The organism is Vibrio sp. 10N.261.45.E2 (assembly GCF_002875705.1).
Taxonomy (GTDB): Bacteria; Pseudomonadota; Gammaproteobacteria; order Enterobacterales; family Vibrionaceae; genus Vibrio.
Genome location: NZ_MCZZ01000143.1, coordinates 54,960 through 66,950, shown reverse-complemented (window position 1 = coordinate 66,950; position 11,991 = coordinate 54,960). Strand labels below are relative to the sequence as shown.

The following is an 11,991-nucleotide window of genomic DNA, read 5'->3' as shown; positions in this document are numbered from 1 at the left end:
TGCGATAAGAAAATCGGCAATGAAAAGGGCTCCGAATCATGAATAACATCAAGTATAGCGACGTTATTTCTGTTCTATTGTTGAAGCGTAATTACTTGTTGTTTAATTAATTACAGCTCGGCTTCAACTTTCTTAGCCACTTCTTCAGAAACCCATGGGTGCCATACTTCTGGGAATTCACTCAAGAAATGCAGACTCGCTTCCTCACCATCAGCTTGGTTGTCTTCCATCCAAGCAAGTAGCGAGTTCATTTTGTCGTTTGTGAAACCACGTTTTGTAAAGTAGTCGTACGCTTCTGGTGCTCGTGACGCAAAACTTTCAGTGGTGATCGTGTGGACAGGTGAAGGCGGGTACATGGTCGCTTTTGGCGATTCACAATCTTCTTTGGTGGTACAGTTAAGGAACTCTTGCTCATCAACGCCACTGCCAAAGTCGACTTTAACCATGTCGTATTTACCTAGAACAGCGGTTGGTGCCCAGTAGTAACCAAACCATGCTTCTTCACGTTCGTAAGCTTTTGCGATAGAGCCAGATAAGCCGGCACTCGAACCTGGATCAACAATCGTGAAACCGCTGTTTTCTAGCTCAAGAGCATTAAACAAGTTTCCGGCGCTGATCTGACAGTTCCAGCCTGCTGGACAGCTGTAGAATGCAGATGTATCTGGGTCTTCAGGGTGTTTGAATAAGCTAGCGTTCTTGCGTACACCTTCGATGGTTGCCATTTCAGGGTACTGTTTAACTAGGTAAGCTGGAACCCAAAAGCCTTCTTCGCCGCCGTTGACAAGCGCTTTGCCTGCGTAGCGAAGACGTTTCTCTTCAACACCTTTATCTAATGCGTCTTTTAGGCTGTTGCTCCAAAGCTCAGGGGCAACATCAGGCTGGCCTTTTTCGATCATAGATGTGCCTGTTGGCATAGTGTCGCCAGGGATAAGTTCAGCATCACACCCATAACCATGTTCCAGAATGAATTGGTCGATATTGGCGATCAGTGTTGCAGAGTTCCAGTTCATATCTGCGATTGTTACGCTGCCACATTCTCCAGCGTTAGCATTACCGCTGGCTGCTGCTACTAACAAAAATACGGAGCTTAACTTGTATTTCATATTGAGTTTCCTTTCTCTTTAATAATACAACTGAGGTAACCAAGGTAAATTGATTATCTAAATTGCTCGACGGTGATCCTTTCCGTGTATTTGAACTATTTGAGCAGAAGGAGGGATGGTGAAGTTTGAATAGATAAACGTGCAAAGTCAGTGAAGTGTGATTTGCCAATTCATCCACTGTGTTTCAACAGCCATCGGATAACTTTGTCAAACTATTACAAATTCGTCAAAAACCACCTCTATTTATAATCTTAGGGAATAATCGTACGAATTCCATCTTTGATGCGATTTACATGGCACTTTAACCGTCTGTGTCACATTACCGTTAAAGTTAGGCGTAGGGCTGTTGATTTTTAGAGAGATTTAAAGGTGGTAAGACAATAAACTGCGTGTGTGAAATGCGTTGAATGGTTTTTAAAATCGTATTTTTAATAATAATTTCGCCAAAAATGCGGAATTTTGTTCTGGTGGATTTACCTTGAAGAGTCATCGGAGTGGTGGTTGTCAGAGGTAATCTGACAACCATAAAGAGGCAGAACAAAGTTACATTGGCAGGTTCAAAAACTCATTTTGATACAGTTTGTTTGTCAAACTATCACGAAGCTTAGCGGGTATGAATTTCATTCGATTGATTTGTCTTACCAGCTCTTGTGCAAAGCTAGGTGTTTGTTTCATGTTCATCACACTGCCCATTAGATTGATACTTTGTGCATCAAGCAGCTTTTTCGCTTGTTCTAGGTGGTGACTTGAAGTTTCACCGTACGCGATAACCATCAGTGTGCTGTCACAAGCACTCGCCACAGACTGCGCCGGGATGTTACCTTTGTTGATGTTGAGAAGTGGAGAGGTGTCGATGATGACTCTATCGTATTTCTCTAACCATTTGTTCACTACTTTTTGTAACGTCGCCGGATCTTTATAAGCCAATTGTGTTGAAGCGACTTGTGGAGCGGGAACACCAATAAACGTACGGTGAGATTCAACATGTTCTATCAATTGACCCTGCTGATTGTCTTCTAGCATATTCAAATCTTTGAAAGCAGGATTGAACAAGTTGAGATCGACATAAAGCGTTGAATGACCAGCAAGAAGAAAACGCTCTGCTAATGCGGTTGCAACAGATGTTACCCCGTCACCTGAATGGCAGGCAGTCACGCATATAGATTTTTGGCCGTTAAGTTCAGAAGCTAAATACAGTTGCTCGACTTCGGCATGGGTTGCTGAAATAGTCATTATAAAGCTCCTATTAGTACGATAGTGGTGGTAATTCGTAGTATGTCATCAAGTCCGACGCGAGCTTTCTCGATAAAGCTTTCGCGACGGTCTGGGATGTAAATCGTGTCACCAGCGCGTAGCACAGGTAGGTTGTAAATATTGGCTGTTTTACTGAACTCAACAAGGTCAAAGGTACGAGCTTGACCTTGGCAGCAAGACATATTCACGATAGTAATTTTCTCTACGTAAGCATTGTCAGTAGGGCCTGCCGCTTCTGCCAAGATATCGAGAATGGTCATGTTGTCGTTGAACACATAACGTCCTGGATTATTAATCGCACCAAGTACACGAACGGTTTCTTCTTTCGGTGTATCTAACCAGTTTTTACCTTTCTCTGGGATATAAATGGTGTCACCGGTGGTTACGTGTGGTAGTAAGGATTCGTCACCCGTTTCGAAGTACAGTGATAAATTGAGTTTGCTTACTTGTGAGTAGGTTTTGTCACGGTGCGTGACGCGAACGTTGTGGATGTCGGCATCTTTCGTCGGGCCATCAGCCGCAGACAAGATATCTAGAAAGTGCATGTCCTTAGTGAAGCGGTAACGACCGGGTGCATTCACTTGACCAAAGATGTAGATCGAAGCATCAGAGCTTTGACGAACCCATTGAGATTTATTGTCTGATGGATCTTGTGGCAAGTCGTGAACTCGCACGATAGAACCCGCGCGAATTTGAGGCATTTGGTCACGTGGTGCGCCATTTCGAATAAATTCGTCAAGGTTAAAGACGACTAACTTTCTACCAGTAACCACTTCGATTTTTGATGTGTCAGCACGTAGCGTAGGGCCACCGACGTGAGCCAACAATCCCATGAAGTTCATTTCATCTGACCATTCAATACGACCAGGACGGTTCACTTCGCCAATGACGTTAACCGCTCTGTCTGGTGTAATTTTCAACCAAGACTTCTCGTTCATATCGGTTTTCTCAGGAACGAAAATCGCGTCACCAGCTTTAATACTCGGTGGGTTGGAGTTAGGTAGACCTTCGGTGTAAGCCGCCAAATCGAATTTAAGCACTCTGCCATCGGCTTTAATGACACGGATTTGTCGTGATTCTGCAAATCGAGTGGGGCCGCCTGCATTGGCAAGGATATCCATGAATGTTGCGTCTCGTTTGCCTTCAAATGCACCGGGAGCAGCTACTTCACCCATAACGTAAACCATGTTTGCGCCAGATTTGATTTCTTCCTCTTGCTTTGGCACGAAAATGGTCGCACCCGGGCGTAAAACTGGAAGCAGACTTTCATCACCGGAGTCTAAGTATCGCTTAAGGTTAAATAAGGTTGGCGTGTTGTTTGAAATTACGCGGATTTGTTCAACACTGGCATAGCGAGTAACACCACCTGAACGCATTAATACGTCGACAAGGTCGGTGTTCTCTTTGTAAGTAAATGACCCCGGTGCGTTTACCTCACCAAAGACCTTAATAGAGTTTCGAGAATCCGCGCTGTCACCCGAGTTAGCAAGTTTTGCTGCGTCGAACTCTTGTTCGATGTTCCCAACTAACGGAGAAGCAGGAACAAACAGTGAATCCAGCGATTGAAGGGTAGGTAGAGTTGACTCGTCGCCTGAATCGAGGAATCGTTTGTAGTTAAACTCTTTCTTATCAGCCCCACGTTTAAGAATAAGCTTGTCTAGTTGTGCACCAGGTCGTAAGCCACCCGCAGCATAAAGCGCCATTTGGATGCTTGAACCTAATGAAAGTGTATATTCGCCGGGTTGTTCTACATAACCTTGTACGTAGATGATGATTTGCTGTTCTTTTACATACACAGACGCGTTCGACAGATCTTTATAAGCCGTTGCCAGTGATTCTAGAACGACTTTGTTAAGCTGTTCGCTGTCATAACCTGCGACAAACACAGCGCCCACTTCTGGAAGGGCAATGCGGCCACGCTTGTCCACTTGGAAACCCGTGTTCAAGGTGCTTTCTCCGGGTACATTAACTTGGATAAGGTCACCGACTTGAACCGCGTCTGAAAACTCGTCATTAGCACTCACAGCATTCGCAAAGCATAGTGACAGGGTGATGATAAAAGCGATCAATGATTTCATAGCCCACCTCCCATTTTCTCTGCATTCTTAGGCGAGATAACTTCGATGCTGACGCGGCGGTTAGTTAAACGTGTACCGTCAGATTCACCTTCGAATAGAGGAACAGTTTCACCAACAGAGACAGCTTTGATTCGTTGTGCGCCTAGGCCAAAAATAGTTAGGTAGCGTTCGACTTGCTTAGCTCGTCCAAGTGCTAACTTATCGTTGTATTCTTCACTGCCAGTTGCATCAGCGTGGCCTGTAACAACAAGGTCTAGAGATTTGTGTTCTTTAAGTAGGCTGGTTGCTTCCGCAAGTCTTCCCATGTACTTCGGATTGACTTCAATCGAACCTTCGGCGAATTGGTTGTCAACGTTTAGCAGGTCATACAACTGTTCGATCACCGACAATTGCATTCTAAATTGATTTTCGTTTTTTGGTGGCTCACAGCGGGCTTGCGAGGTTACGTAATCCAATTGAACTTCAAGTTCGTTAAGGCGTTTTCTTTGGATGACTAAGTCGTTGGCTGCATCTAGAAGTAGGCCACCTTGAAGTTCACGTGCAATACGGTTTTGCTTTTCTATCGCTTGAACAACCGCGGCAGGAAAACACCAACGAGCACCTTCTTGAATAAGAGCATCAAGATGTAATTTTGCGAGCTGCCAATCAAAACGTAATCCATGTTCTGGGCCAAGAGGCTCGTCTGGCATTACGGGAGAGAAGTCTGAATTTTGATAGTTGATAGAATCATAACTTTCAGCCAAACCTCCGGTGCCTTGTTCTGGATAGCTAGTACAGCCACCCAGAACGAGAGCGGACAGAGAAAGGGCTATGTGGTTTTTCAGTATTTTCATGCCAACGTCCTATGTTTCTAATTTTTATTATTATTTTTTGTTACTTCTAGCTTAGTGGATCTTCATGAAATTGTAGGATTTTTTGAATTTACTGGGATAGCGTGGCCAATACGTAGCAGATTCATAATTTCAAGGGGCTGCCCCGTCACATTTTCAAGTCGCATGTTACGTTCGCGCTCAGTCAGACGTTTGAACATGTAAACAATTGCACCAACACCAGATGAATCTAGAAACTCAACTTCACTAAAATCAACTTCGATTTCAGGGTGTCCATCATTAGAAATTACATCATCGATGTCTGTTTGTGCGTCACGACTGCCTGCTGCATCCAAATCACCGAAGATAGAAAGAGTCAGTGTCGTTGTATTCAAATCAATTTTACGTAGTTCCATAGCGGTATCTCCTTTTAAGTATGTAAGAACAATTGCACTGAATGTGCCAACTTTTATATTGTTATTTTTCAATGACTTATATTTAACGCCAATTTATCTCTCATATTGAGAAAAGGCGTTTCTCAATATGAGAACTAAAAACGGCGGAACATATGAGACTGATGAGTCATTAATTTGATCAATGAAAGGAAATAGTTAAATAAGATTGATGAGTTGATCGCATCTTATGGCAAAGATTTTCTAACTGCGTGTTGGAGCACTTAGGATTAAAGGAGTTTTTGATACGGAGTAGATGATGAGATTAACCAAACTGGCTTTAGCGACTCTATGGGCGTGTTCGTTTTCATCTCATTCATCCTATTTACCCCCTGACTATTTGGTGCTTGCGAACTCCTACCAGCAAGGAATCGATGTTTCAGAATACTGGAAGAGTGAAAAGCTTGATGGGATTCGGGCACTATGGGACGGAAAGCATCTATACACTCGTAACGGAAATCGTATTTACTCACCGAAATGGTTTACCGAAAACTTACCTAGTGTGCATCTCGAAGGGGAGTTGTGGGCAGGAAGAGGCAAATTCCATTTGGTTCAATCCACTGTTCTCGACCATACGCCGAGTGACACAGCGTGGCGTCAAATCGATTTTATGTTGTTTGATATGCCCGGTGCTGCAGGTGATTATCAAAAACGCTATTACAACATCTTGCATTGGGTCAGCGTAATTGGAGAACCGCATGTCAGCTACATAGAACATGTACCGATTCAAAGTGAAGAAGCATTGTTTCATCAGCTCGATAATGTTGATGAGAGTAATGGCGAAGGTTTGATGCTCAGAAAGATCACAAGTCGCTATCAAGCCGGCCGAAGTAATGACCTGTTAAAGCTGAAAAGGCATCATGATGCAGAAGCAACGGTTATTGGTTATAAAGGCGGGACAGGTAAGTATAAAGGGATGATGGGGTCAATTTTGGTTCAAACGCAAGAGGGTGTGGAATTTTATATAGGCAGCGGGTTCAGTGACCAAATGAGACTTGCACCGCCAGAGATCGGTAGCCGCATTACCTTTCGCTACAATGGCTTTACTCAAAACGGAAAGCCCAAGTTTGCCCGTTTCGTCAGAGAGAAGAGTGAGTATTAGGGCGTATGTTATCTAGCTGACCAGTAAATGAAAAAGAGCCCTGAAAATCAGAGCTCTTTGTGTATTGGATATCGATTGAGTAAATATGAGTCTAACGAGAGCTAAATTCTAATTGAACTTCATCGTCTTGCTTGTGCATCCAGTGTAGGCGCATACCCAGCATTATCGCAGCTGATGTTAGACCAACAATGAAACCAATCCAGAAGCCATGCGCGCCCATAGGCTCAACAATCCAATCTTTCATACCCAAGATGTAACCGATAGGTAGACCAAGTAACCAATAAGCAACGAAGGTAATGTTGAAGATTGAACGCATGTCTTTGTAGCCACGCAAAGCACCTGCTGCAATAACTTGGATTGCGTCAGTGCATTGATAAACGGCCGCGAACCAAAGTAATTGCATGGCAACGGTAATTACCGCGGTGTTCTCTGTGTAAAGTAATGCAACTTGCTCTCTGAATAGAACAGTTAATGCCGCTGTCATTAAGGCTGTAACTAAACCAACAATGATACCCACGTGTGTTGCGATCTTCGCGCCCTCGGTGTTGTTTTCACCCAATTTATGGCCAACACGAATACTCACCGCTGCACCGATACTCATTGGAATCATGAAAACCAACGAAGAGAAGTTGATCGCGACTTGGTGCGCCGCAACAATCAATGAGCCTAATGGGGCAACCAACAGAGAAACCACCGCGAATAGGGTTACCTCGAAGAAGATAGCGGCCGCCACAGGGAAACCCAGTTTAAACAAACGAATTTGAGCTTTAAGTTGCGGCTTGTGGAACGTACCGAAGATGTTGATTTTCGCTAATCGCTTAGATGTTAAAACGTAAGCGAACAGCAGTGAGAACATCACCCAATATACGATAGCCGTTGCCACGCCACAGCCAACGCCACCCAGTGCTGGAGCACCAAGCTTTCCGTATACGAACATCCAGTTCAGCGGGATGTTTAATAGCAGACCAATAAAACCGATCACCATTGCAGGCTTAGTCAAAGACATACCATCTGTAAAGCTTCGCAATGTTTGGAACAACAAAAATGCAGGTACAGCAAACATCACCGCATTCATATAACCGATGGTCTTTTCTGCCATGAGATGTTCGATATCCATCCATTCCAATATCATTTGCGTCTGGAACAGTACGCCAATGATAGGAAGAGAGATAACAAGCGCTAAAAACGCCCCTTGTTGAATCTCGAATGGGATTTTTACTTGTCGACCAGAACCATTCAATTGTGCAACGACAGGAACCAACGCCATCAATAAACCGACACCAAATAAGATTGATGGTAGCCAAATACTTGCCGCAATTGAAACCGCCGCCATATCGATAGCACTTACGCCACCGGCCATTACGGTATCAACAAAACCCATTCCAGTTTGTGCAACAGATGCGATCAATACTGGGGTCGCAAGTTTAATTAGATTCGAGGATTCTTCTTTGTAACGATGCACAAACAACTCCAAATAAGAGGGAAAATTAGAATAATAGTGTAGGAAAGGACATTCTGAAGGAATCAGACGCAATGATCTTAAGCTTCCACTGGACGAATCATAAAGAAATGTCACAATAACTGCTATGAAAAACTGTTACTAGAATGCTAAATAGGAATCTTATGTTTACAGGTATCGTTCAAGGCATGGCAACACTGGTTGCGATAAACAAAAAAGAGCTGTTTCAAACTCATACCATCGAGTTAAGCGACGAAATGCTCGAAGGATTGGCAATTGGTGCTTCAGTAGCTCATAACGGTTGTTGCTTAACGGTAACGGAAATTTCAGGCAACCAGATTGCTTTTGATTTAATGCAAGCCACATTGCGATTAACGAACTTAGGCCAACTGAATGTTGGTGACAAAGTGAATGTTGAGCGTGCAGCAAAGTTTGGTGACGAAATTGGCGGGCATAGCATGTCTGGCCACATTACCTTGATGGCTAACCTCGTTGATGTAATTAAAACAGAAAACAACCGCACGCTTTGGTTTGAACTACCACAAGAGTCAATGAAGTATGTGTTGAGCAAGGGTTACATTGGTGTTGATGGTTGTTCATTGACGATCGGCGAAGTGGAAGAGAACCGTTTCTCTGTTCACCTGATTCCAGAAACACTGAATCGTACTTTGTTTGGCGGCCGTGAAGTGGGCGATCAAGTAAACATTGAATTTGATCCTCAAACACAGGCGATTGTTGATACGGTTGAACGCGTATTAGCGAACCAGAAGTAATAGTGGTGGCTTATAAGCAGCGTTAGCTTGTATAGGATACGAAGTAAAGAATCGAAGATATTAAAAAAGAGCACGTTATGTGCTCTTTTGTTTTTTTAGCGGGGTAGCCGCAAATTTAAGCTTCATTCTAACTCGACAAGATCATAGGTGTGTTAGAAGACTTGTTCATCGTCTGCATCAATTGAGAGATTAATTCTGTCTCTTACTTCGTCTACTTGCATGTCGAGGTGAATGGCATTGCAGCACGCTGGGCAGTCATCATAAAAATCTTGGCTTCCGTTAGAAGCATCAAGCGTTATGCTAATTGCATGCCCACAGTGGGGGCAGGAGACATGTTTCTCTGTGTACTTATGCATGACGAATTCTCCTCACTGTAACTTGTATCAATCGTAGGTAGTAGCTTGTGCAAATCGCAGTAGCTGGTGTAACTTTTAGAAACTTACGCTGTTGGTTACGACTCGCTGTGATTGGTATTAAACGGCCTGTATCTTCTGAATACATGCTTCAGTTTGAGCTAAATACTCTCCGCCAAATTGATTGCAGTGGTTAAGAAGATGGTACAAGTTGTAAATGTCTTTCCGATCAGTATAACCAACGTCGAGTGGATTGACGCTTTCGTAACCTTCATAAAACTCTTTTGGAAACCCTTCAAACAATTCCGTTAACGCCAAGTCGCATTCGTGATCGCCCCAATAACATGCTGGGTCGTAGCAGATAGGTCCAAAGGCTGAGTTCGCTACATTACCATTCCAAAGATCACCATGAAGCAAAGAAGGGCGGGGGTTATGACCGGCAAGGCGCATATTGACTACATCAACGATGTCATCAATATCACCAAATTCGATGCCTTTCTCTTTTAGCAACTGGAGTTGGAAACCAATACGTTGCTCAGAGAAAAAGCGTCCCCATTTCTTGTGCCAAGGGTTAGGCTGAAGTGTGCTGCCGATATAGTTGTCTTGGTCGCAACCAAACTCTTTTTGCTCGCCCCATAGATGAAGTTGCGCAAGCTGTACACCAAAATCAAAGCTATTGTTGCCTGTATCGAGCGGTTTGGTTGGCAAGTAATTGAGAATAATGAACGAACACTCTTTGGTTTTGCCAATAAGTACCAATTCAGGGACGTAAACGGTGGAGGTTTCTCTTAACAAACGCAGGTTCTCAGCTTCAATTTCAAACTTAGGTAAAAATTCTCGCTGATTCACTTTCACAAAGTAACGTTCATTACCATCGCTGATCATATAGCAATCGTTAATGTCGCCACCAGAGACCTTGGTGCGTTCAGTAATCTGAAAGTTAAAAAGAAGCGTATCGGAAAGTTGTTGAGAAATGGCCTGCCACATAGGAAATCCTCAAAGACTGAAAGTTAAAAGATTGAAGCTTTGGAATACTGTTTGTTTGATAGCAATAGTTTAGGATAAATCTGAGCAATTTATAGACGCACTCGTCAATGTTCTTAGTTCTTCTTTAGCTTATGTTGAGTCAATTGGCCGAAGTGTGAACTCGAACTGATTCAAGCTCGTTGAAATACAAACATAAATTAGAGATCTGACATGGTGACGTAGTTTGGAACTGGTCTCACAATCGAAACGGTTTTGAACACCACAAACTGGAAAAGTAGTTTGAGCTTGTTATTGTCTACCCATAAATTTAAATGAGCTTTTAGAGTAAGTTAAACGGCTATTGTTAACTGGCGCAATACGTTGCTTTAAAGTTTGCCTTACACTTTGTAGCGCGTGCTTTAACCTGTAACTTAAGTCAGCGGGTATACGCACAGAGCTAAATTGATTTAGATTTAAGCTGAAATACTAACTAGGATCATTTTAATGCGGTTTTGGGTAATAAAGTGATGACAAATAGCTGCATTTACATAGTATTAGGCAAATACGTACTAATCTGCTCTCGGGCTTAAAACGGAGAATTATTGTGGTTGTAGAAACCGATGGCTATTTGGCTTTGATCGAGCACCTATCATTTAATCTGGACGTGTTTACCAATAGTAACGGCGATACAGGTAATGAGAGTGTTGAAGACATCGTCACAGACATGATTTCAACGAACATCATGGCTATTTTCGAGCAAAACCCTGAATTGCATTCAAGCGTTCGTTTTCAACTGTTGAAAGAAGCAGATGCCGTAGTAGCGGATCTTGGTGAAGTGTTAGCGGGTGTTTGGGCTAAGAAAGCGACTAACGAACAAATCGTATTCCTTGATGAGTACATCGCGCTAGTTAAGAACCTGTTTGATACTGCTGTTGCTAAGTACGATTAACCGTTTGTTTGGCCATTTATTGTCGTAACGGGTCAGGTTAAAGAACAAAGGGCGTTTGAGTCGTATCTTCTAAAGTTACGTCACCAGCGGTTTATCTTTCAAACCGCTATAAACGCCTGAAATGCCAAAATTTGGATGCCCAATAAGGGTTATCTAATCTCGATATAATGACTCCTTTCGATGTCGAAGCATGTAGGAATTGATTATTCCCTAAATAAACGCCTACGTGCCGTACTGTCATTGAAGTCTTGAAAAATACCAAGTCACCACTCGATGCCTGTTCATACGCTATTTCTTTTCCCTTTTTGCTCTGGTCTTTTGTGGTTCTCGGTAGGGCTTGTTGAGTCGCATTCTGAACGGCGATTTGAACAAAAGCAGAGCAATCTATACCTCTAAATGATGTCCCACCGAAATGGTATGGCACACCTTTCCATTGCTCATACACGCTCATATAAGCATTGGTAGTCAATTGTTCTGACTTGGATAAGGGCTTCTGAGCAGTTTGACTAAGCTGAGAAGGCGATGGTGACGAGCTACAAGCAGCCAATGTTGCTAAAGTTATTGTAACTACAGCCATTTTTCTGATTTTCATATGTAACTCTTCTGACAAAAAACTGAAATAAAAACGTCATCAAGGACTTCTAGTATACGGACTAACTTAAGGATATCTCTTTTCGCAGTCAAACTGGACTT

The 11,991-nt window shown here is 43.0% G+C and carries 12 protein-coding genes; 3 read left to right on the top strand and 9 right to left on the bottom strand.

From position 1 onward, the window contains the following. Positions 1-110: 110 nt before the first annotated feature. The 5 genes from BCT34_RS18070 to BCT34_RS18050 form a co-directional block, all read right to left on the bottom strand. A complete protein-coding gene (locus BCT34_RS18070) occupies positions 111-1,103 on the bottom strand; it encodes an ABC transporter substrate-binding protein (protein ID WP_076651628.1) in 993 nt (330 codons plus the stop codon). Between the two features lie 543 nt (positions 1,104-1,646). Beyond that, positions 1,647-2,336: a tyrosine-protein kinase family protein gene (locus tag BCT34_RS18065; RefSeq protein WP_076651627.1), complete on the bottom strand. Its 690-nt coding sequence runs from the start codon at positions 2,334-2,336 to the stop codon at positions 1,647-1,649. Further along, a complete protein-coding gene (locus BCT34_RS18060; RefSeq protein WP_076651626.1) occupies positions 2,336-4,435 on the bottom strand; it encodes an SLBB domain-containing protein in 2,100 nt (699 codons plus the stop codon). Before BCT34_RS18060 ends, BCT34_RS18065 begins: the two co-directional genes overlap by 1 nt. Next, a complete protein-coding gene (locus BCT34_RS18055) occupies positions 4,432-5,268 on the bottom strand; it encodes an OmpA family protein (RefSeq protein WP_076651625.1) in 837 nt (278 codons plus the stop codon). The genes BCT34_RS18060 and BCT34_RS18055 overlap by 4 nt, the downstream gene beginning before the upstream one ends. A gap of 62 nt (positions 5,269-5,330) precedes the next feature. Next, positions 5,331-5,660, bottom strand: a complete 330-nt coding sequence (locus tag BCT34_RS18050) for an STAS domain-containing protein (protein ID WP_076651624.1) — start codon at positions 5,658-5,660, stop codon at positions 5,331-5,333. Between the two features lie 295 nt (positions 5,661-5,955). Here BCT34_RS18050 and BCT34_RS18045 point away from each other — a divergent pair, with 295 nt between their 5' ends. Then, positions 5,956-6,798, top strand: a complete 843-nt coding sequence (locus BCT34_RS18045) for a DNA ligase (RefSeq protein WP_076651623.1) — start codon at positions 5,956-5,958, stop codon at positions 6,796-6,798. Between the two features lie 91 nt (positions 6,799-6,889). Here the strand turns inward: BCT34_RS18045 and BCT34_RS18040 are convergent, their stop codons facing one another. After that, positions 6,890-8,260 (bottom strand): MATE family efflux transporter, encoded by a 1,371-nt coding sequence (locus BCT34_RS18040; protein WP_076651622.1) that lies wholly within the window; start codon positions 8,258-8,260, stop codon positions 6,890-6,892. A 161-nt stretch (positions 8,261-8,421) separates the two neighbouring features. On the opposite strand from BCT34_RS18040, the gene BCT34_RS18035 reads away from it, so the two are divergent. Beyond that, the gene (locus tag BCT34_RS18035; protein WP_076651621.1) at positions 8,422-9,030 is read left to right on the top strand and encodes a riboflavin synthase subunit alpha; all 609 of its coding nucleotides are present in this window, start codon (positions 8,422-8,424) and stop codon (positions 9,028-9,030) included. 152 nt (positions 9,031-9,182) lie between these two features. Here the strand turns inward: BCT34_RS18035 and BCT34_RS18030 are convergent, their stop codons facing one another. Then, complete coding sequence (locus BCT34_RS18030; protein ID WP_004733789.1) at positions 9,183-9,386, bottom strand: CPXCG motif-containing cysteine-rich protein; 204 nt, start codon at positions 9,384-9,386, stop codon at positions 9,183-9,185. Positions 9,387-9,503: 117 nt separating this feature from the next. After that, positions 9,504-10,370: a fructosamine kinase family protein gene (locus BCT34_RS18025; protein WP_076651620.1), complete on the bottom strand. Its 867-nt coding sequence runs from the start codon at positions 10,368-10,370 to the stop codon at positions 9,504-9,506. Between the two features lie 583 nt (positions 10,371-10,953). Between BCT34_RS18025 and BCT34_RS18020 the strand changes: the two genes are divergently transcribed. Next, entirely contained in the window at positions 10,954-11,298 is a 345-nt protein-coding gene (locus tag BCT34_RS18020; RefSeq protein WP_010440912.1) for a DUF3802 family protein, read from the top strand. 106 nt (positions 11,299-11,404) lie between these two features. On the opposite strand, the gene BCT34_RS18015 is transcribed toward BCT34_RS18020, so the two are convergent. After that, positions 11,405-11,890 carry an NlpC/P60 family protein gene (locus BCT34_RS18015; RefSeq protein WP_076651619.1) on the bottom strand — a complete coding sequence of 162 codons (486 nt, stop codon included), beginning with the start codon at positions 11,888-11,890 and terminating at the stop codon, positions 11,405-11,407. Positions 11,891-11,991: the final 101 nt, after the last annotated feature.

What these genes read in the sequence shown, in the direction of transcription:
- BCT34_RS18065 (WP_076651627.1), bottom strand. Translation starts at nt 2,336, where the DNA reads ATGACTATTTCAGCAACCCATGCCGAAGTCGAGCAACTGTATTTAGCT.
- BCT34_RS18025 (WP_076651620.1), bottom strand. Translation starts at nt 10,370, where the DNA reads ATGTGGCAGGCCATTTCTCAACAACTTTCCGATACGCTTCTTTTTAAC.
- BCT34_RS18055 (WP_076651625.1), bottom strand. Translation starts at nt 5,268, where the DNA reads ATGAAAATACTGAAAAACCACATAGCCCTTTCTCTGTCCGCTCTCGTT.
- BCT34_RS18050 (WP_076651624.1), bottom strand. Translation starts at nt 5,660, where the DNA reads ATGGAACTACGTAAAATTGATTTGAATACAACGACACTGACTCTTTCT.
- BCT34_RS18030 (WP_004733789.1), bottom strand. Translation starts at nt 9,386, where the DNA reads ATGCATAAGTACACAGAGAAACATGTCTCCTGCCCCCACTGTGGGCAT.
- BCT34_RS18035 (WP_076651621.1), top strand. Translation starts at nt 8,422, where the DNA reads ATGTTTACAGGTATCGTTCAAGGCATGGCAACACTGGTTGCGATAAAC.
- BCT34_RS18015 (WP_076651619.1), bottom strand. Translation starts at nt 11,890, where the DNA reads ATGAAAATCAGAAAAATGGCTGTAGTTACAATAACTTTAGCAACATTG.
- BCT34_RS18060 (WP_076651626.1), bottom strand. Translation starts at nt 4,435, where the DNA reads ATGAAATCATTGATCGCTTTTATCATCACCCTGTCACTATGCTTTGCG.
- BCT34_RS18045 (WP_076651623.1), top strand. Translation starts at nt 5,956, where the DNA reads ATGAGATTAACCAAACTGGCTTTAGCGACTCTATGGGCGTGTTCGTTT.
- BCT34_RS18070 (WP_076651628.1), bottom strand. Translation starts at nt 1,103, where the DNA reads ATGAAATACAAGTTAAGCTCCGTATTTTTGTTAGTAGCAGCAGCCAGC.